This window comes from Planobispora rosea (assembly GCF_014648175.1).
Classification (GTDB): domain Bacteria; phylum Actinomycetota; class Actinomycetes; order Streptosporangiales; family Streptosporangiaceae; genus Planobispora; species Planobispora rosea.
On sequence record NZ_BMQP01000016.1, the window covers coordinates 48,558 to 68,137 of the forward strand.

Annotated in this window: 15 protein-coding genes; 4 read left to right on the top strand and 11 right to left on the bottom strand. The window is 70.1% G+C overall.

Translation table 11 applies throughout. The annotated features are described in order from the left end of the window. Positions 1 to 189 precede the first annotated feature (189 nt). The 3 genes from IEZ08_RS17600 to IEZ08_RS17610 all read right to left on the bottom strand — a co-directional run bounded on the left by IEZ08_RS17600 (position 190) and on the right by IEZ08_RS17610 (position 3,920). On the bottom strand, positions 190 to 1,242 hold the full coding sequence (locus IEZ08_RS17600; protein ID WP_068928260.1) for a threonine aldolase family protein: 1,053 nt from the start codon (positions 1,240 to 1,242) through the stop codon (positions 190 to 192). Between the two features lie 183 nt (positions 1,243 to 1,425). Continuing rightward, entirely contained in the window at positions 1,426 to 2,382 is a 957-nt protein-coding gene (locus IEZ08_RS17605; protein WP_068928259.1) for a D-alanine--D-alanine ligase family protein, read from the bottom strand. 305 nt (positions 2,383 to 2,687) lie between these two features. Beyond that, on the bottom strand, positions 2,688 to 3,920 hold the full coding sequence (locus IEZ08_RS17610) for an aminotransferase-like domain-containing protein (RefSeq protein ID WP_229803236.1): 1,233 nt from the start codon (positions 3,918 to 3,920) through the stop codon (positions 2,688 to 2,690). Positions 3,921 to 4,205: 285 nt separating this feature from the next. Between IEZ08_RS17610 and IEZ08_RS17615 the strand changes: the two genes are divergently transcribed. Next, complete coding sequence (locus IEZ08_RS17615; protein ID WP_068928258.1) at positions 4,206 to 4,826, top strand: GNAT family N-acetyltransferase; 621 nt, start codon at positions 4,206 to 4,208, stop codon at positions 4,824 to 4,826. Between the two features lie 261 nt (positions 4,827 to 5,087). Here the strand turns inward: IEZ08_RS17615 and trxA are convergent, their stop codons facing one another. The 8 genes from trxA to IEZ08_RS17655 form a co-directional block, all read right to left on the bottom strand. After that, entirely contained in the window at positions 5,088 to 5,411 is a 324-nt protein-coding gene (trxA, locus tag IEZ08_RS17620; RefSeq protein WP_068928257.1) for a thioredoxin, read from the bottom strand. A gap of 60 nt (positions 5,412 to 5,471) precedes the next feature. Then, positions 5,472 to 6,407, bottom strand: a complete 936-nt coding sequence (gene trxB / locus IEZ08_RS17625) for a thioredoxin-disulfide reductase (RefSeq protein WP_068928256.1) — start codon at positions 6,405 to 6,407, stop codon at positions 5,472 to 5,474. Positions 6,408 to 6,585: 178 nt separating this feature from the next. Beyond that, positions 6,586 to 7,473 (bottom strand): anti-sigma factor family protein, encoded by an 888-nt coding sequence (locus IEZ08_RS17630; RefSeq protein ID WP_068928255.1) that lies wholly within the window; start codon positions 7,471 to 7,473, stop codon positions 6,586 to 6,588. Continuing rightward, on the bottom strand, positions 7,463 to 8,110 hold the full coding sequence (gene sigM / locus IEZ08_RS17635) for an RNA polymerase sigma factor SigM (protein ID WP_068929312.1): 648 nt from the start codon (positions 8,108 to 8,110) through the stop codon (positions 7,463 to 7,465). Before sigM ends, IEZ08_RS17630 begins: the two co-directional genes overlap by 11 nt. 125 nt (positions 8,111 to 8,235) lie before the next feature. Then, positions 8,236 to 9,777: a protein kinase family protein gene (locus tag IEZ08_RS17640; RefSeq protein WP_068928254.1), complete on the bottom strand. Its 1,542-nt coding sequence runs from the start codon at positions 9,775 to 9,777 to the stop codon at positions 8,236 to 8,238. 195 nt (positions 9,778 to 9,972) lie between these two features. Beyond that, positions 9,973 to 11,580 (bottom strand): murein biosynthesis integral membrane protein MurJ, encoded by a 1,608-nt coding sequence (gene murJ, locus IEZ08_RS17645; protein WP_068928253.1) that lies wholly within the window; start codon positions 11,578 to 11,580, stop codon positions 9,973 to 9,975. A 95-nt stretch (positions 11,581 to 11,675) separates the two neighbouring features. Then, complete coding sequence (locus IEZ08_RS17650) at positions 11,676 to 13,922, bottom strand: DUF6049 family protein (RefSeq protein ID WP_189242502.1); 2,247 nt, start codon at positions 13,920 to 13,922, stop codon at positions 11,676 to 11,678. Positions 13,923 to 13,991: 69 nt separating this feature from the next. After that, positions 13,992 to 14,513, bottom strand: coding sequence for an aminoacyl-tRNA deacylase (locus IEZ08_RS17655; RefSeq protein ID WP_068928251.1), 522 nt, complete (start codon positions 14,511 to 14,513; stop codon positions 13,992 to 13,994). Between the two features lie 160 nt (positions 14,514 to 14,673). On the opposite strand from IEZ08_RS17655, the gene IEZ08_RS17660 reads away from it, so the two are divergent. From IEZ08_RS17660 to IEZ08_RS17670, 3 genes are all read left to right on the top strand, one after another. After that, complete coding sequence (locus tag IEZ08_RS17660; RefSeq protein ID WP_068928250.1) at positions 14,674 to 16,086, top strand: CCA tRNA nucleotidyltransferase; 1,413 nt, start codon at positions 14,674 to 14,676, stop codon at positions 16,084 to 16,086. Positions 16,087 to 16,354: 268 nt separating this feature from the next. Next, entirely contained in the window at positions 16,355 to 16,732 is a 378-nt protein-coding gene (locus IEZ08_RS17665; RefSeq protein ID WP_189242503.1) for an effector-associated constant component EACC1, read from the top strand. A gap of 67 nt (positions 16,733 to 16,799) precedes the next feature. Beyond that, positions 16,800 to 19,511 (top strand): caspase, EACC1-associated type, encoded by a 2,712-nt coding sequence (locus IEZ08_RS17670; protein WP_268249342.1) that lies wholly within the window; start codon positions 16,800 to 16,802, stop codon positions 19,509 to 19,511. Positions 19,512 to 19,580: the final 69 nt, after the last annotated feature.

The window sequence follows — 19,580 nt, forward strand, 5'->3', positions numbered from 1 at the left end:
GCCGCTGAGGCACACAGATAACCGATCTCGCTGAGACGTTCCGGCCCCGTCGGGTCTGCGGGTCACATGCCCTGCCCGCTCACACAGGGCTGTGGTACGGAAGCCGCTGACGCTGATCCCGCGCCGCGCTGCGTCAGTGCCGACTGCGTCGTACGGCCGCGCGATGTTTCACGTGAAACATCGCTTCCTTCAGGAGTGGGAACCGACCACCGCGCGGATGTCGGAGACGAAGGTGTCCACCTGTTCCGGGGTGGTGTCGAAGGCCGTCACCAAGCGGACTACGTTCTCCGTGGCATCCCACATGTGGAAGAGGTAGCGCTGCTGGAGTTCGGCGATGGCCTTCTCGGGGAGCCGTGGGAAGACCGCGTTGGACTGGACGGGCCAGCGCAGGGAGACTCCCGGCAGGTCGCTGATGCCGTCGGCGAGGCGGTGGGCCATGGCGTTGGCGTGGGCGGCGTTGTCGTGCCAGAGGTCGTCGGTGAGGAGCGCGGTCAGCTGGACGGAGACGTAGCGCATCTTCGAGGCGAGCTGCATGCCCTGCTTGCGGAGGAACAGCGCCGGAGCGTCCAGCTCGGGGTTGAGGACGACGAGCGCCTCGGCTCCCATGGCGCCGTTCTTGGTGCCACCGAAGCTGAGCACGTCCACACCGGCGTCGGTGGTGAGGGCACGCATCGGGCAACCGAGTTCGGCCGCCGCGTTGGCCAGGCGTGCTCCGTCCATGTGGAGGAAGAGCCCGTGGGCGTGGGCGAACTCCGCGAGTTCTGAGATCTCGTCAGCGGTGTAGACGGTCCCGCACTCGGTCACCTGGGAGATCGAGACGACACGGGGCTGGGCGTACTGGGTGTTGCCCAGGACGGAGAGGTGCTCGCGGATGTCGTCGGCCGCGATCTTCCCGTCGTCGGTGAGGAGGGGCACGAGCTTGGCGCCCAGGACGCGCTCGGCCGCTCCGCCCTCGTGGGTGTTGATGTGAGCCGTGACCGGGCAGAGAACGGAGTCGTAGGGGCGCAGGAGCAGCCCGAGCCCCACCACGTTGGCACCGGTGCCGTTGAACATCGCGTACGCCGTCGTCTGGCTGCCGAACTCGGTACGGAAGGCATCCTGCATCGCCTCGGTCCACGGGTCCGAGCCGTAGGCGGGGGCGTCCCCGGTGTTGGCCTCCATGATGGCGGAGAGGATTTTCGGGTGCACGCCCGCGTGGTTGTCGCTGGCGAAGCTCTTGGGAAACAGAGTGGTGGTCAGCACAGAGCCAGCGTAGGTGAGGGGGCGTGCACACGATCGCACGGTCCACCGTACGGCGGCGGACACGGCCGCGCCGCGTCCCGCGCCGTACCGGCACCTCCGGAATCCGCCGTACCGGCGCCGCGGTGGGCGCCGGGGGCGGGGAAGCGGCGTCGCAGGCCAGGTGCGGGAAGGGAGGTCAGGCGGTCAGGCGGAGCCCCGGGCGGCGGCCTGCTCCAGGAGGATGCGGCACAGGGAGCCGAGGTCCTCTCCGGCGGCCTCAGCGGCCATCGGCAGGAGGGAGGTCTCGGTCATGCCGGGGGCGACGTTGACTTCGAGGAAGTGGGGGCGGCCCTCGGCGTCGACGATGAGATCGGTACGGGAGATGTCCCGCAGGCCCAGGGCGGTGTGCGCGGTCACGGCCATGGCTGCGCAGGCGGCGGCGACCTCGGGGGACAGGCGGGCGGGAGCGAAGAACTCCGTACGGCCCGCGGTGTACCGGGCCGCGTAGTCGTAGACGCCGTCGTCGGGGACGATCTCCACGGGCGGCAGGGCGACGGGGCCCTCACCCCGGTCGACCACGGAGACCGCGACCTCGACACCCTCGATGTAGCACTCGATGAGAGCGGTGTCCCCGTAGGCGAAGCAGCCGACCATGGCGGACGGAAGATCCTCGGCGGTACGGACGATCGAGGCGCCGAGCGCGGAACCGCCGCGGGACGGCTTGACGAACAGAGGCAGGCCGAGGCGTTCCACGATGCGGCCCAGGACCGCGGACGCGCCCAGGTCGTGGAAGGTCTCCTTGGGGAGCGTCACCGACTCGGGGGTGCGCAGGCCGACGGAGCGGACCATCGTCTTGGCCGTGGGCTTGTCGAAGGCGATCCGGCAGGCGTCGGATCCGGCCCCCACGTAGGGCACGGAGAGCAGGTCGAGCACCGACCGGATGGCGCCGTCCTCGCCCGCTCCACCGTGGAGGGTGACGAAGACCGCACTCGGCCGGTCGGCCAGCACCGAGGGGACGAGAGACGCGTCGGTGTCGCGCGTCTCGACGGAGACGCCCGCGGCGCGCAGCACCTCGCTCACCCGGCGGCCCGAGCGGAGGGACACCTCCCGCTCGTAGGACAGCCCGCCCGCTAGGACGAGTACATGGCCGAGATCGCTCATCCGAATACCTCCTCAGACCCTCAGACCCACGTGGGGACTGGATCGGGTCGCTCTCCCAACACCCGAATGATCGTCGAACGACGACACCGCAAGTCACCGTACGGTACTCCGGCGGAGGTGGCCACGGAGGTCCCGCCGGGCCGCGCGCCGTACCGATGGCGCCGGATGTCTCCGTACACCGTCTCGCCGCACCGGCACCCGGAAGGACGCCGGTGCGGCGGGCGGGAGGACGCCGGTACTGGCGCCCGGAAGGACGCCGGTACCGCACCCGGGATGACGGTGGGGCGACCTGGTCCGACGCCGGATCAGGCGAGGTCGGGGCCCGGGGTGTCGACGCCGATGTGGTCGGGGTAGGCACCGGTGCCGAACGTGTCGCGGAGCTGGAGCTCTTGCTCGATCACCCCGGCCAGGCGGCGGACCCCCTCGCGGATGCGTTCGGGCTCCGGGTAGCAGTAGGACAGCCGCATGAAGCGGCCCCCGCTGCCGTCGGCGAAGAAGCCCGTGCCGGGGACGAACGCCACCCGCTCGGCGACCGCGCGGGGCAGGAGCACCTTGGAGTCCAGTCCTTCGGGGAGGGTCGCCCAGACGAAGAATCCGCCGCGCGGGCGCGTCCAGGTGCAGCCGACGGGCATCAGCGCCTCCAGCGAGGAGAGCATGGTGTCCCGGCGCTCCCGGTAGAGCTCGCGGAAGGTCTTGATCTGTTCGCGCCAGGGCTGGGTCGCCAGGTACTCGCCGACGGCGAGCTGGGTGAAGGTGGAGTGCGACAGGACCGCCGACTCCATCGCCAGCACCAGCTTGTCGCGGATGGCGTGCGGGGCGAGGGCCCAGCCGACCCGGAAACCGGGGGCCAGCGTCTTGGAGAACGAGCCGAGGTAGACGACGCCGTCGGGGTTGTCGGCGCGCAGCGCCCGCATGGGGTCGCCGTCGAAACCGAGCAGGCCGTACGGATTGTCCTCGACGATCAGCACGCCCGCGCGCTGGCAGATCTCCAGCACCTGCCCCCGGCGTTCGGCGTTGAGCGTCACGCCCGCGGGGTTCTGGAAAGTGGGGATCGTGTAGAGGAACTTGATCCGGCTGCCCGCGGTCTGCAGGGCGTAGATGGTCTGCGCCAGGGACTCGGGGACGATGCCCTCGTCGTCCATCGCGATGTGCACGATCTTGGCCTGGTAGGCGGCGAAGGTGCCCAGCGCGCCCACGTAGGACGGGCCCTCGGCGAGGATGACGTCACCGGGGTCGATGAAGATGCGAGTGATCAGGTCGAGGGCCTGCTGCGAGCCGACGGTCACCACGACGTCGTCGGCGTTGCCCTCGATCCCCTCCAGGCGCATGACGTCGCAGATCTGCTCGCGCAGGTGCGGGTCACCCTGGCCGGAGCCGTACTGGAGCGCGACCGGGCCGCGCCGGGCCACCAGGTCGGAGACCAGCTCTCCCACCACGTCGAGGGGGAGGGCGGTGACGTACGGCATGCCGCCGGCCAGCGAGACCACCTCGGGCCTCGACGCGACGGCGAAAAGAGCTCGGACCTCGGAGGCGACCATCCCGGTAGCTCGCGCGGCGTACCGGTCGACGTAGGCATCGATACGCGACCCGTGGGCCGCGATGGTCCGACCGTGATCCGACTCCTGGGACACGGTCCACCTCCTAAGTCGTATGGGAGCACATGTGCTCAAACTAGATAAACAAGGGTACGTCAGCGACTCCGGCTACCCGCGTGCGGGACCGTACACCCTGAAACGGAGACCCTTGCTGGGCTACGATGCCAGCTGGAGACGCTGTTCACGCACGTATTTCGCACTCGTCTTGCCAGGATTGGGGCCAAACAGGTGTCGCGTCGGCTGGTTAACGTCACTCTTGACAACCTCGACGACCTGCCGCGCCGCTGCCGCCGGTGCGTTTTCTGGGAGCTGGATCCCGTCGCGGGAGAACGGGCGATCGAGGCGGGCGATCCGGAGCTGGAGAAGGAGGCCTGGATCTCGGCCACCCTCCTGGAGTGGGGGAGCTGCGGGAAGATCGCGTATGTGGACGGGGTGCCGGCCGGATTCGTGCTCTACGCGCCCCCGCTCTACGTGCCGCGCTCGGTGGCCTTCCCGACCTCGCCGGTCAGCGCCGACGCCGTTCTGCTGATGACGGCGCACATCATTCCGGAGTTCTCCGGCGGAGGCCTCGGCCGGATGCTGGTCCAGGGAGTGGCCAAGGATCTGACGCGGCGCGGGGTGCGGGCGATCGAGGCGTTCGGTGACCTGAAGTGGGAGCAGCTGGGGTCGTGCGTGATGCCGGCCGAGTACCTGCTCTCCGTGGGGTTCAAGACCGTACGGCCGCACCTGCGCTTCCCCCGCCTCCGGCTGGAGCTCAAGAACGCCGTCTCGTGGCGTGAGGATGTCGAGGTGGCGTTGGAGAGGCTGCTGGGCTCCATGAGCCCGGAACGGGCCCTGCGGCCCGTCTGAGCCCTCTCAGGGGCGCGCGGGGGCTTTCACCCGGTGTCCGGGTGTTTCGCCGGGAGTCCAGGGGCTTCACCTGGTTTCCGGGTGTTTCGCCGGGCGTCCCGGCAGGCGAAAGGCCTCCAGGCATGCGAAAGCCCCCTCGCGGTGGGCGAGAGGGCTTTCACCGGTGGGTGTGCCGCTCGGAAGCGGGTGGTACGGCCGGGACGCCGTGGGGTGCGGCCGGCCGCAGGGGGCTCCTCCCGGAACACCTCCGGCGGAGGCGTCCTAGATGATGCCCTCGAGTTCGCGAAGCAGCATGGCCTTCGGCTTGGCGCCGATGATCTGCTTCACAACCTCTCCGTTCTTATAGACGTTCAGGGTGGGAATCTGGAGTACGCCGTACTTCTGGGCAATTGCCTGGTTTTCGTCAACGTTGAGCTTGACGATCTCCAGCTTCTCGCCATGCTCCTTCGCGATCTCCTCCAGGACCGGCGCGACCTGGCGGCACGGGCCGCACCACTCGGCCCAGAAGTCGACGAGCACGGGCTTGTCGCTCTTCAGGACGTCGCTGTCGAAGCTGGCCTCGGTCACGTTCTTGATGGCGCCCACGGTTCTTACTCCCTTTTCTGGGTCTTTCCCTGTCGTGCGGTTGTCTCAGGCGTCGGCGGCTCAGGCGTCGGCTCGGTCGGCCAGCCAGCGCTCGGCGTCCAGGGCCGCGGCGCAACCGGTGCCCGCGGCGGTGATCGCCTGCCGGTAGGTGTGGTCGACCACGTCACCGGCGGCGAAGACGCCGTCCAGGTTGGTGCGCGTGGAGGGGGCGGCGACCTTGATGTAGCCCTCGTCGTCCAGCTCCACCTGGCCCTTGACCAGCTCCGTGCGCGGGTCGTGGCCGATGGCGATGAACAGGCCGGTGGCGGCGAGCTCGCTCTCCTCACCGGTCTTGACGTTGCGCAGCCGTACGCCGGCGACCTTGTTCTCGCCCAGGATGTCGGCGACCTCGCTGTCCCAGACGAAACGGATCTTCTCGTTGGCGAACGCGCGGTCCTGCATGATCTTGCTGGCGCGCAGCTCGTCCCGGCGGTGCACGACGGTCACCGAGCTGGCGAACCGGGTCAGGAAGGTGGCCTCCTCCATGGCGGTGTCGCCGCCGCCGACGACCACGATGTCCTGGCCGCGGAAGAAGAAGCCGTCACAGGTGGCGCACCACGACACGCCGTGGCCGGACAGCCTCTGCTCGTTGGGCACGCCCAGCTGCCGGTAACCCGAACCGGTGGCCAGGATGACGGCCTCGGCGTGGAAGGTGCCGGTGGCGGTCTTGACGACCTTGGGAGTGACGGTCAGGTCGACCTCGACCACGTCGTCGGCGACCAGCTCGGCGCCGAACCGCTCGGCCTGCTTGCGCAGCCCGTCCATGAGGTCGGGGCCCATGATGCCGTCGGGGAAACCGGGGAAGTTCTCCACCTCGGTGGTGTTCATCAGCGCACCGCCGGCGGTGACCGAACCCTCGAAGACCAGCGGGTTGAGGTCGGCGCGCGCGGAGTAAACCGCCGCGGTGTAACCGGCGGGACCCGATCCGATGATGATCACATTGCGGACGTCCATCACGCGTTGCGCCTTTCCCTCTGTCGTTGCAGTCGCGTCAACAGATCCTAGGCGCGACTGATTCCCTCCCGGCGCGAGAAGGCCCGGCACGGACGGATCCGTGCCGGGCCTACCCGGACTACGGGGTCGAGACCGGGACGAACGGGTCGTCACCGGGCCTGCCGCCCCCGGGGAGCTCTCGCTAGTTCCACGAAGCCAGAGCGGGCTTGCGCACGTTCTCGCACTCGGGGCCGACCACGTGCACACGCACCTGGTTCTTGGCCCGGTTGTGCCAGAACAGCACGATCTTGGCCTCCTGGCCGTTGTAGAAGCCCTGGTCCACGGCGAACGGGGTCTTGCCGACCTGCGCCGACATCTGCTGCACGCAGCGGGTCAGCTCGGAGCTCTCCGAGGCGCCGTCCTTGGCCGCGGGCGCGGGGCCGATGTAGTCCATCAGCGAGCCGCTGAGCTCCTGGTCGGTGTAGTTCCAGTTGCTGTCGGTGACCTGGTAGGTCTGGGGCCCGGCCACCGCGGGGGCGACCTGGTGCTTCGCGACCGGGCCACCGGACGCGGAGAGCATGCCGGTCGTCACCACGGTCGCGCCGATCACGGCCGCCGCCACCCCCGCCGCCGCGGCGGGCATGGCCCACCGGCGCCGGGCGGCGGCCCTGCGCCGCCTGGCCGGCGTCACCGGGACGACGGTGCCGTCGTCGCCGACGACCCCCAGTCGCGTGACCGGCTCAGGCTCGGGTTCGCGAGGCCCGGGGAGGGACGGGTTCTCCGTCTCCCACGGCGCGTCGCGCATCACGTCATCCCAGGCCGGTGCTTCCACCAGCCCGACACCACCTCCACGGAAGCTCTCGGCCTCGGCGGCCAGTGCGCGGTCGATCCGGAGCGCGACCCCCATCGGCATCGCCGGAGTGGGCGTCGCCGCGAGTACTTCACGGACCGCCGCGAGGTCGGCGAGGCTCTCACCACAGGGATCACAGATCGCGAGATGCTCGCGAACCTGCAGCGCCGTGGCGGCGTCAAGGAGACCCTCGGCCAACTCGGCCAGGATCTCCAGGTCGTAGTGCGTATCACCCGTCACGAAGTTCTGCTCCCTTCGCCGATGAGACGCGAGATAGGTCAGATCGGTTCCGCAGATGCGAAAGAATTGGGACAAGCTTGGCGCGACCGCGCGCACACCGGCTCTTCACGGTTCCACTGGGAACCTGCAGGACATGGGCCGCGTCCTCGACGGAGTAGCCCATCATGTCCACGAGCACCAGGGCGGCCCGCTGGTCCGCGGGGAGCAGCTTGAGCGCGGAGGAGACCTCCATGGAGACCTCGCGCTCGGTCGTCTGGTCGGGGACCGGGGTGTCGCGCTCGGCGGCCTCGATCAACTCGTCGTCGGCGACGGGACGCACCGACTTCCTGCGCATGCGGTCCAGGCAGGCGTTCACCACGATGCGGTGCAGCCACGTGGTGACCGCCGCCTCGCCGCGAAAGCTCTCGGCCTTGCGGTAGGCGGACACGAAAGCGTCCTGTACGGCGTCGGCCGCCTCGTCGGGGTCGCCCAGCGTGCGCAGGGCGACCGCCCACATGCGGTCTCGGTGTCGCTTGACTATTTCACTGAAGGCGTGCGGATCCCCGGCGATGTGCCGGTTCAACAGGTCGGCGTCGGACACGGATGGCCGCGCCGCCTGGTGATCCGCCGCTGGCGGGATATCGGGTGGGGAATTCACAAGGAAGGTCCTGCTATACCGGTCCGGGGATAACACCACTACGGGATAGATGGTGCCACGAAATCTCCTGTGATCGGCAAGAAGACGGGGGAACTAGAGTAAACCGCACTGGTATGGCCGAGTTTTCACTTGACCGCCAGGACCTTCACCTCGTTCACCTGAGCGCGGAACCCACCGGGCAGCTTGGTGAACCAGAGCAGCAGGTAGCGCCCCTTCTTCGGGGAGTCGACGGTGACGGTCTCCTTGTCGCCGAAACCGGAGACCTTCTCGACCACGTCGAGGCCGTCCAGGCTCTTGGAGTCGCCCACCCTCAGTTCCACCGTGCCGCCGGAAGTGCCACCGAAGTCGACGACCACCTCCTTGACCGGCACGCTCTCCTTCAGATCGAGCATGAGGCCGACGCCGTCCTTCAGCCGGCCGAAGTCGGCCGAGCCGTACGTCTCGGAGTGCCAGTCGGTGGAGGGCTTGCCGTCCACCGCGGCGGCCGCGCGCTTCTGCTGCTCGTCGCCGTCGCCCAGCGGGTCGAACCCCGAGGCCGACATGGACTTCACCTCACGGGTGCCCGTGGCCTTGGCGGTGGTGGAGGGCTTGGCGGTGGCGTCGGCCGCCGGGGTCCCGCCGTTGCCGATGTTGCGGCCCAGCGTCCAGGCGCCCAGGCCGACGGCGGCCATCACCAGCAGGACGACCACGGTCATGGCCACCTTGCCGAGCATCCCGCTGCCGGAGGACGCCGGAGCGGCGTACGGCCGGGGGGCGTACTGCTGGGGCGGGGACGCCTGGTGGGCCTGGTGGGTCTGGCGGTGCTGCGGGGCCACGGTGTCCAGGCCCTCGGAGCGGGAGGCCGTCACGGAGGGCTGCGGGACCGCGGTGGGGATGGGCATCGGGACGGGCCGGGGCACGGACTCCAGGGCCTCGGCGACCGCCGCGGGAGTCGTGAGCGGAGCCAGGCCGCGCCTGCTCTCCGGCAGGATCACCCGGCAGGTGACCGTGTCGAGGTAGTTGGGGACCCCGGCGGTGACCTGGCGGGGCGTGCAGTAACGCCCGTCGTCCATGGGCGCGACGGGCAGCTCGCACTGGTCCGGGTCGCCCGGCCAGTGACCGGTCAGTCCGGCGTACAGCAGGCGGCCGAGCCCCTCGGCGTCGGCGCGGGCCGCGTCGTCGACCCGCATGTTGTCGTCGGCCACACCGGCCAGGACGGCGTCGATGCCGAGGCCGAGCAGCTTGACCGTGCCGCCGGCCGTCCACACCAGGTGGTCGGGGGTCAGGCACAGGTGCGGGATGCCGGCCTCGTGGGCGTGGGCCAGCGCCTCGGCGAGCTCGGCGACCAGACCGGCGGCCCGCTCGGGCTCCAGGGACCCGGTGGCGACCAGGTCCGTCAGGCTGTCTCCGCTCACCCACTCGCTGACCACGTAGGAGCGGCCGTCGTCCTCGGTGGCGTCGAAGACCTGGGTGAGCCGGGGGTCGGTGAGGCGGCTGGCCGCGCGGGCGGCCGTCACGACCTCGTTGACGCGCGGGAAGTCGGGCGCGAAGGTGTGGACGGCGACGGGGCGGGCGAGCACCTCGTCGACGGCCTTCCAGAGCGTGGCGCCACCGGACTCGTGGACGCGATCCTCGAGCCGGAACCGCTCGGCCAGCTTCGTGCCGGGCTCGATCGCGGAGGTGCTCATGAGTCCTCCGAAATTGGAGACGGGTCAGCCTCGTGTCCCGTGGACACGAGACAACGCCTCACATGATGCCGGGTGGATCCGCCCACGCCCTCCTGCTTCCGTTCGCCGCATGTCACCACACGCGTCGCACCATGGTAGTGCCGCAGTGGTTCCACCCGGGTTCTCCTCTTCAGACGAGCGGGTGGAATCTCTGGGTTACCGCCGTACCCGTCCTGCCACCATTCCAACGATCGAACTCACCTCCGGGATGCGCATGCGGTGGGCGATGACCAGATAGAGCACCATGCCGAGCCCGCCTCCGGCGGCGAGCATGACGGCCGCGCTGAGCGGGGCCAGGCCCGTCAGCTCCTGAGTGAGCCACAACACGCCCAGGGCGACCAGCGCGCCCGGGATGGCGGCCGTGTACATCCGGGAGAGCCCGGCGGCCACCGCCCGTCCGTTCAGGCCTCCCGCGCGGCGGGCGGCGAGGGTCCAGGCGACCACCGTACCCACCACGTAGGCGGCGGTGAAGGCGCAGGCCAGGCCCATGACCACGTAACGCGGCGGGAGGACCGCCGCGAACAGCAGGCTGAGGGTGATGCTCACCGCCGTGTTGCCGGCGCCGATGAAGACCGGGGTGCGGGTGTCGCCGAAGGCGTAGAAGACGCGCAGGAGGAGCTGGTAGATCGAGAACGGCACCAGCGCCAGACCGAAGACCTGGAGCACGTTGCCGATGTAGACGGCGTTGTCCAGGTCGTTGTTGCCCCAGGAGTAGATCAGCACGGTCACGGCCGGGCCCAGCACCATCAGCAGCAGCCCGGCGGGCACGAGCAGCACCGAGACCAGCCGCACGCCCGAGGCGAACTCCTCGCGGATCGACGACAGGTCGCCCTCGTTGACCGACCGGCTCATCCTCGGCAGCATCGCGGTGATCACCGAGACCGCGATGATCCCGTACGGGAGCTGGAAGAGCTGGTACGCCTGGGCGTAGGCCGTGTTGCCCGCCCCCTCGACCGCGTCGCCCGCACCGGAGGCGATGTTGGTGGTGACCAGGAAGCCGAGCTGGGTGATGATCACATAGACGATCGTCCAGGAACCGGCCCTGGCCATCTCGCCCAGTCCGGCCTCGCGCAGGCCGAGCCGGGGGCGGAAGCGGAAGCCCGCCCGGTGCAGCGAGACCATCAGCACCAGGCACTGGGCCACGATCCCGGCGGTGGTGCCGAGTCCGAGCAGGGCCAGGTCGGCATCGCTCACCCGGTCGACGTCCGAGCCCGCCTCGCCGGTCGTCACGAAGTAGAGGAGCAGGACGCCGATCATCACGATGTTGTTCAGCACCGGCGCCCACATCGGGGCGGCGAACCGGTCGCGGGTGTTGAGGATCGCCCCGGCGATGGCTCCGATGCCGAAGAAGGCGATCTGGGGGAGGACGAACTGCGTCAGGGTGACCGCGACCTCGATGCGCCGAGGGCTCCAGCTGTCGTCGGTGTAGAGGCCGATCAGCGGGCGGGCGAGCAGCACGGCCACCACGGTGAGCACCGTCAGGGCGATCGTCCCGATCGTCATCAGCCGCTGCTCGTAGGCCCGGCCGCCGTCGGGGTCGTGCTTCTGGTGACGGACGATCATCGGGACGATGACGCTGCTCAGCACCCCGCCGATGAGGAAGTCGAACAGGATGAGCGGGATCGCGTTGGCGATGGTGTAGGCGTCGCCCATGTAGGCGCTGCCCAGTGCCGCCACGAGCACCGCCGAGCGGGCGAAGCCCGTGACGCGGGAGACCATCGTCCCCGCCGCCATGATCGCGCTGGCTCGCAGGATCCTGCTCATGCGCTCTTCTCCGCCCGCCGGACGCTCGCTGGTTTCACGACTTCACGACTTCCAGGGTTTCCAGGGTTTGCAGGGTTCTCGGTGGGCCGCGGGGATCAGGACTCGTTCCCGGCGGGTACGGCGGGCTGCCGGGCCGGCGGCTTGACGGCCGCGGCGCGACGGGCCCCCCGGCGGCGCAGGATCCGCATCACCACGGCGGCCAGCATGACGACGAGGGCGGCGCCCACGATCACCAGGGCGATCCCGGTGTATCCGGTCGTCCGCACGGTCAGCCTGACCCGCTGGCCGTACTTGCGCTCGTCCTCGGTGGTGAGCTGGACCGTCACCGTGGTCTGGCCGCTGCCGCTGGCCGTCATCGGGACCCGGATGGTCTCGGCCCGGCCGGCGTGGATCTCCATGAGGTCGTCGTACGGCTCGATCTTCAGTAGCTTGCGATCCCCCGAAGTGACCTTGACCCGGACCCTGACGATCTTGTCGTCGCCGCCCTCCAGGTCGTTGCGGACGCTGATCGGCACCTCACCGTCCTGACCGGCCAGAGTGCGGATCTGGGACAGCTCGTTGCCGGTGATCGCGACCTTGGCGATCCAGGTGTCGATCGTCTCCCGCACCCGCTCGACGTACGGCGCCGCGTCGTCGGTCCGCCCCCGCCAGGCGGAGGAGGACAGCCGCAGCAGCGCCCGGTCGAAGGGGTCGACGTCCTGGACCTTGGTGATGGCGGCGGTCAGATCGGCCCGGGCGCCGACCCGGCGGATACCGCCCATGTAGGTCTTGCCGAGTTCGTTGCCCCTGTCCTGGGGGGTGTAGGTGAGGTCGGCGCGGGCCGCCGGGGCCGCCGGGCCCTTGGCGGGCTTCACCGAGTCGAGCGTCGTGGGCGTCAGCCAGGGCAGGGACGCGGCCGTCTCCACCAGGTCGGTCACATAGGCCGGGTCGGGGGACCAGCGCCGCGGCGGGACGACCAGCACGGTCTTGGCGGGGGCGGCAGCGGCGGTCCCGGTCGTCCCGGTGGCCGCGGCGGTGCCGGGGTCGACGGCGCTCTCGGCGCTGATCATCGCGGTCTCGGCGATGAAACGCCGCCGGCTCTGCAGGGCCGCGCCGGGGGCGGAGGTCGCCGCGCCGAGGGTTTCGCTCAGCACGGGGTCGGCGACCAGGGCGCGGACCGGGCCGCCCACGCTGGACAGGGGGGCGACCGCGTCCGGGGTGGCGGGCGGTGTGACGGGGACGCCGGTGGTGCCGTCCGGGGCGGTCGTGGCGGCCGCGAGCGGCAGGTTCGTCGAGTTCAGCAGTACGGTGCCGACCCCGGAGGTCGCCAGGAGGTCCAGCCCGTCATAGTCGATCATGCCGCCGACCGGCCAGGCGACGTCGGTGCGGACCTCGCGGCCCAGGAGCTCCCGGGCGGTCCTGCCGCCCGTCTCGACACCCGTCGCGGTGACGTCGTCGAGGCCGTTGTGGGCCAGGGCGGTCACGTCGGGGTCGGCGTAGGGCGTGACGACCACCGGGGGATCGGCCAGGGCCGTCTTGAGGTCGTCGAGCCACCGGGTCGCGGCGGGGTCTCCCGGCCGGCGCTCGGTCTTGCCCTTCGTCCTGCTCCAGTGGGTCGCGCCCGCGGCCCTGGCGTCGTCGAGCAGCGCGGGGTCGACCACCCAGGTGATGCCCTTGACCGAGGAGGTGTCCTGGGCGATCTTCAGCAGGTTGCCCAGGCGCTTGCCCGAGGCCATGGCGGCGGGGAGCCCCCCGTCGACGAAGGTGGCGTCGTCGGCCCGGCGCGGCTGGTCGACGATCGGCAGCACCACGGCGAGCCGTGTGCGCGGCACCGTGGCGTCCCGCGGCAGATAGGTGATGAAGGTGCGCAGGGCGGCGACCTCCTGCCGGAGGCTGTCGAGCACCTGGACCATCACCGGGTAGACGCCGAAGCGTGAGATGCCCAGCTCCTGCGGGGTGAAGGCGAACTCCCACGCGGCCTTGCCCGACGGCGCGATCGGCTGCTGGTAGTTCTCCACCAGCCACGAGCCCGGCTGGGAGCCCGGCTGGCCGCTCAGGTAGGCGCTCATCTGGGCACGCTGGGTGAACGGCCGTCCCGCGTAGGACATCCGGACGTACAGGTTGCTGAGGACCTCTTTGCCGTTGTTGATCAGGGAGCCGGAGATTCTGATCTTGGCATCCGGCTCCCGGATCAGGTCCGGTCCGAGCTCGTCGGGCACGAGCCGGACGGTCTGGCGGCTCGCCGTGCTCGGGCCGGCACTCGCCGTGTTCACCTGTGCGCTCGCCGTACCAGGAAGGGCCACGGCCGCGGGAGACAGCAGCGTGGCGGTGAGGACGGCGAGCAGCGTGGCCTTGCGGATCACGGGCCGGCCAAGGGTGGAATACGGCGCACGCCCGTAATGCTAAGGGGTGTCCGACCGGCGCCGCCGGTCTTACCCGGCGAGCTGTGCGGTCACCGGCTCGGTCAGGGCCCGCGGCGGAGAGAGGTCGGCGACCTTCCCGGCGACGAGTCCGAGCAGGTCACCGACGTGGACCAGGAGCGCGGTGTGCCGCTCGCCGGTCGGGGTGTGGACAAGACCGGTGGTCCGGGACAGACGTTCGTCCACCAGCACGGTCAGGCCCTCGGGGAGCAGCAGCGGGCAGACCAGGCCGGCGGCGTAGTCGGTGGCGGAGTTCACGGTGAAGGCGGAGGCGGGACGGACCCTGCGGGCGCCCAGCGCACCGCCGATGGCGCCCGGCCTGGGCGGGGCTCCGACCGTTGAGACGACCGCCACCGGCTCGCGGCCGATCCGCGTGGTGACCTCGAAGACGGAGACGCCCACGCAGGTCGCGGGGTCGGCGGACAGCACCTCGGGAAGCTCGTCGGCACACGTCAACGCGCGCGGAAGGCGTACGATCTCATGATGGATCTGGTGGGCCAGGAGCCATCGGTGGATCGCGAGGGCGTCCTTCATGAATGTCCTCCCTGCCTCGTCGCTCAGCCCCGTCCGGCTCCCTGACCGACCGTAATCTGGTGATCGCTACACGGCGTATCCCCAGTGGGGAACGTATCCCTAACCGAAGGACCTACCCGGTTTGTCCCTTTCAAATCTGACTGAGAGCCAGCGGCACGGCATGAGCGAGTTGTTCCGGAAGATCGACCCGGTCGTCGACGAGCTCGGCGAGCTCTTCGCCGAGCGGGGATACGAGATCGCTCTCGTGGGCGGTTCCGTCCGCGATGTCCTTCTCGGCAGGATCGGCAACGACCTCGACCTGACCACCAGCGCCCGCCCCGAGGCAGTCCTGGAGCTCATCCGCGACTGGGCCGACACCACCTGGACGATCGGCATCGACTTCGGCACGGTCGGCGCGCGCAAGGGCAACTGGATGCTGGAGATCACCACCTACCGCAGCGAGTCCTACGACCCCCGCTCGCGCAAGCCCGAGGTGATCTACGGAGACACGCTGGAGGGCGACCTCGCCCGCCGCGACTTCGCGGTCAACGCGATGGCGCTGCGGCTGCCCGGCCGGGAGTTCGTGGACCCGCACGGCGGGCTGGACGACCTGCACGCCAAGGTGATGCGCACCCCGGGTCCGCCGGAGCAGTCCTTCGACGACGACCCGCTGCGGATGCTCCGCGCGGCCCGGTTCGCCAGCCAGCTCGGGTTCACCGTGGACCCGGCGGCCTTCGCCGCGATGACCGCGATGGCGGACCGGATCGAGATCGTCTCCGCCGAGCGGATCCGCGACGAGCTGGACAAGCTGATCTGCGGTGACCACCCCCGCGAGGGGCTCGGCTACCTGGTCGACTCCGGGCTGGCCGCGCACGTCCTGCCCGAGTTGCCCGCGCTCCGCCTGGAGATCGACGAGCACCACCGGCACAAGGACGTCTACGAGCACACCCTGATCGTCCTGGAGCAGGCCATCGACCAGGAGGAGGGCGGCCCGGACCGGATCCTGCGCTGGTCGGCGCTCATGCACGACGTGGGCAAGCCCAAGACCCGGCGGCACGAGCCCGGCGGCCGGGTCTCCTTCCACCACCACGAGGTGGTCGGCGCCAAGATCACCAAGAAGCGGATGACGGAGCTGCGGTTCCCCAAGGACGTGGTGTCCGACGTCTCCCGCCTGGTCGAGCTGCACCTGCGCTTCCACGGGTACGGCACCGGCGAGTGGACCGACTCGGCGGTGCGCCGCTACGTCCGGGACGCCGGGCACCTGCTCGACCACCTGCACAAGCTGACCCGCGCCGACTGCACCACCCGCAACCGGCGCAAGGCCCAGGCCCTGTCCCGGACCTACGACCAGCTTGAGGAGCGCATCGCCCGGCTCGCCGAGGAGGAGGAGCTCGGCAAGATCCGCCCCGAGCTGGACGGCAACGAGATCCAGGCGATCCTCGGCGTCCCGCCCGGCCCGGTCGTCGGCCGCGCCTACAAGTTCCTCCTCGACCTGCGCATGGACGAGGGCGTCATCGGCAAGGAGGCCGCCACCGAGGCCCTGCGCGCGTGGGCGGAGCGGAACGGCATCCCCTCCGCGGATTCCGGGTCGTGAATCCGCAGGGCGCACCGTCTGGAGAGCACCCCTGACGAACGCATCGAACGCCTGAACCGTCCCCGGTCCGGGACGCCGGCCCGTGCCGGTGGTCGTCGTTCTCACGAGGAGACCGGTACATGCCGCCGGTGTAACGTCCCGTGAGGCCGTGACGACATTCCAAGAGGGTGGTGCGCGCAACGACGATTCCCGAGATGCATCGAGGGACGCGTCACCACCCGAAGGAGAGGGGAGATGGCCCGGCGGGACCGCAGACATGGATGAGATGATGAGCGTACGCGTCGTTCTCCAGGCAGATCCCGAGTGGGACGCCGGAGCCGCCGACCGCCTGGCCAAGCGACTCCGCGCCGAGCTCACCGACCTCGATGTGGAGCTGGTTCGTCCGGTGTCCGGGGGCGGGGCGGGACCGGCCGGCGCGAAAGGGCCCGACCCGGTGACGCTGGGAGCCCTCCTCCTGGTGCTGAGCGCCTCGGGTGGGGTCTTCACCACGTTGATAGGGGCGCTGCAGGACTGGTTGACCCGTCAGTCCGGACGGCACCGGATCTCGGTCACCATAGACGGTGACACCATCGAGCTGGAACGGGCTTCGGCAACCCAGCAACGGGAGCTGATCGAGGCGTTCATCAAGCGCCGCACAGACGGTTAGCGGATGAGTCGGCGGCTGGCGCTGTTGATCGCCACCTACGAGTACGCCGATCCGGGGGCTGCGGCAGCTGGTCGCGCCCGCCCACGACGCCGAGGCTCTGGCGGAGGTCCTGCGTGATCCCGACATCGCCGGATTCGAGGTCGCCATGCTCGTCAACGAGCCCCATCACCGGGTCGGGGAGGCCGTCGGCGACTTCTACCGGAACCGGCGCGGTGATGACCTGACGCTGCTGTACTTCACCGGACACGGGCTCAAGGACGATGCCGGGCGGCTGTATCTGGCCATGGCCGACACGCGGCGCGACAACCTGGTGTTCACGGCGCTGTCAGGTGAGCAGATCGACTACGCGATGGAGGAGTGTCCGTCACGGCGGAAGATCCTCATCCTCGACTGCTGTTACAGCGGGGCGTACCCCGGCGACCGCTTCCCGAAGGCCGACGAAGCCGACGTGCACACGCTCGAACGCTTCCGGGGCCGGGGCCGGACCGTGCTCACCGCCTCCGACACCACCCAGTACGCCTTCGAAGGCGATCACCCGCACGGCGGGGCGGCTCAGTCGGTGTTCACGCGCTATCTCGTGGAAGGGTTGCGCGAGGGGACCGCGGACCTCGACAGTGACGGCGACATCACGCTCGACGAGTTGTACAGCTATGTCTACGACCGCGTTGTGGCCGAGATGCCGCAGCAGCGGCCGAAGAAGCTCGACAACGTCGAGGGCCGCACCGTCATCGCCCGCAACGTCAACTGGTCACTGCCCCCCTATGTCCGCCACGCGCTGGACAGCCCCATCCCCGCCGACCGTCTCAACGCGCTGGACGCGCTGGGGCACCTGTACAGGATCGGCAACAGTCGTGTGAGGGCGGTCACGGCGGAGGCGATCATGCGCCTCGCCGATGATGACAGCCGGAGCGTCTCGACGGCCGCGACCGCCCGCCTCGCGACCATGAGAGGGACGACCGGGGCCGCATCGCCTCCGCCCGCGTCACCCGATCCCGTACCGCAGCCCTCCACGGAGCCGGAAAGCATCCCGGCGGACGCCGCCCCCGTTCCCCCCGACGCCGTCGGACCGCGGCCGGAGACCGTCCCCGGCGTGCACACCCCGACATCGGCGGGCCGGCCGCGGCTGGCCGTCGTCGCATCGGTGCAGGCGGCTCTGCTGAGCGCCGCGTACGGTGTCGCCACTCTGGTGGCCAAAATCACCTACGGCAACAGGGATTTCTCCCCGACCTTCGAACGGGCCGACCAGACGGCGACAACGCTCTGGGCGTTCTCCATCCTGGCCACCGCCGCCGCTCTGGCAGGGTTCGTCCCCGCCCGAAACGCCATGGGCCGGGTTCAGCGCGCGCCCTTCCTCCTGGGCATCGTCGGAGCGGTCATCCTCGCACCGGTTGTCGCCGTCGAAGGGATTCTCCGCGACACCGTGCCCTTCTTCCTATTGCTGACCGGCTTGGGAATCCTGGTGGCCGCCCTGACTCTGGCCGCCGTCACGGGTCACCGCGCGCGGGTATGGCCGACCACGGCGGCGATCGCCATCGGCCTTCTCGGCCCGGTGTGGCTCGCCACCAGCCTCGGCGGCGGCCTGTCGCTGGGCCTCCCGGAAGTGGTCATCTTCTCGATCCTCACAGTGACGACTGCCCGAGCGGTCAGGACTCCCTCCTTCCCGGACTCGCCACGGCCCTGGCGTATGTGGATGACCTGGCCCATGCCTCTCGTCACCGGACTGACGGTTGTGATCATGGCCACGGTGCCCACCGTGCTGGTCGCCGTCGGCTCCGATGACGGGACGGAGTCCGCTCCGAGACCCGATCCCGTCACTTCGGTGACGTTCGCCCGCGAGGACAGGTCCCTGCTCACCGCCAGCTATCTGGAGGCCCGAGTACGGGTCTGGGACGTCTCCGACGGGCGTCTCGTCCAGACCATCCCCGGCACCGCCGAGCATGACGATCACGGCGGGATCCACGCTCTGGCGGTCAGTCATGACGGCACGCTGCTGGCCACCGGGCACGGCGACAACAGCATCCAGCTGTGGCGCTTTCCCAGCGGCACTTGGGTCACACAGCTCATCGGGCACGGAGAGAAGCTGAGGACATCCGATACGGACACAGGCGGCAGCGCGGTTCTCTCCCTCGCGTTCAGTCCCGACGGCAAGATCCTGGCCAGCGGCGGCGTGGACGGCACGGTGCGGCTGTGGGACGTGGTCACCGGGGCGGGGACCGTCACGCTCACCGACCACACCGATTCCGTCACGTCGGTGGCTTTCAGCGGCGACGGCAAGATCTTGGCCAGCGGCAGCCGTGACAGGACCGTCGTGCTGTGGAGCGTGGCGGAGCGCAGCGCCATCGGAACCCTGAGCGGGCAGTTCGGTTTCGGCGGCACGTTCTCCGGGGTGAGCGCGGTCGCTTTCAGCCACGACGACAAGATGCTCGCCACATCCACCCCGGGCAATGTCGGTGTTCTGCTGTGGGACGTCGCCACAAGGAAGGTGATTCGCACCATCTCCGGGCATTCCAACAGCGTCACCGCCATCGCGCTCCATCCCGCTGAGGACCGGCTGGCCGTCGGCGGCTACGACGGCACCCTCCTGGTGTCCGACACCTCCACCACCCGCACGCTCCGTACCCTGCGCGGCTCCAACCGTGAGATCGCCGCGGTCGCCTTCAGCTCCGACGGGCGCACTCTCGCCGACGGCGACTGGAGCGGCACGATCCATCTGTGGGACGCCACCACCGGAGAGCTCAGGCGCACCCTCACCAACGCACCCCTGCCGACACCCAGCTGAGTCCGGGCACCCGGTGGCGGATCGTCACCGGCCGGTCGCTCCGTCCACTGCAGGACCCTGGGGAACTCC

What these genes read in the sequence shown, in the direction of transcription:
- IEZ08_RS17605 (WP_068928259.1), bottom strand. Translation starts at nt 2,382, where the DNA reads ATGAGCGATCTCGGCCATGTACTCGTCCTAGCGGGCGGGCTGTCCTAC.
- IEZ08_RS17610 (WP_229803236.1), bottom strand. Translation starts at nt 3,920, where the DNA reads ATGGTCGCCTCCGAGGTCCGAGCTCTTTTCGCCGTCGCGTCGAGGCCC.
- IEZ08_RS17640 (WP_068928254.1), bottom strand. Translation starts at nt 9,777, where the DNA reads ATGAGCACCTCCGCGATCGAGCCCGGCACGAAGCTGGCCGAGCGGTTC.
- murJ (WP_068928253.1), bottom strand. Translation starts at nt 11,580, where the DNA reads ATGAGCAGGATCCTGCGAGCCAGCGCGATCATGGCGGCGGGGACGATG.
- IEZ08_RS17655 (WP_068928251.1), bottom strand. Translation starts at nt 14,513, where the DNA reads ATGAAGGACGCCCTCGCGATCCACCGATGGCTCCTGGCCCACCAGATC.
- IEZ08_RS17660 (WP_068928250.1), top strand. Translation starts at nt 14,674, where the DNA reads ATGAGCGAGTTGTTCCGGAAGATCGACCCGGTCGTCGACGAGCTCGGC.
- IEZ08_RS17665 (WP_189242503.1), top strand. Translation starts at nt 16,355, where the DNA reads ATGAGCGTACGCGTCGTTCTCCAGGCAGATCCCGAGTGGGACGCCGGA.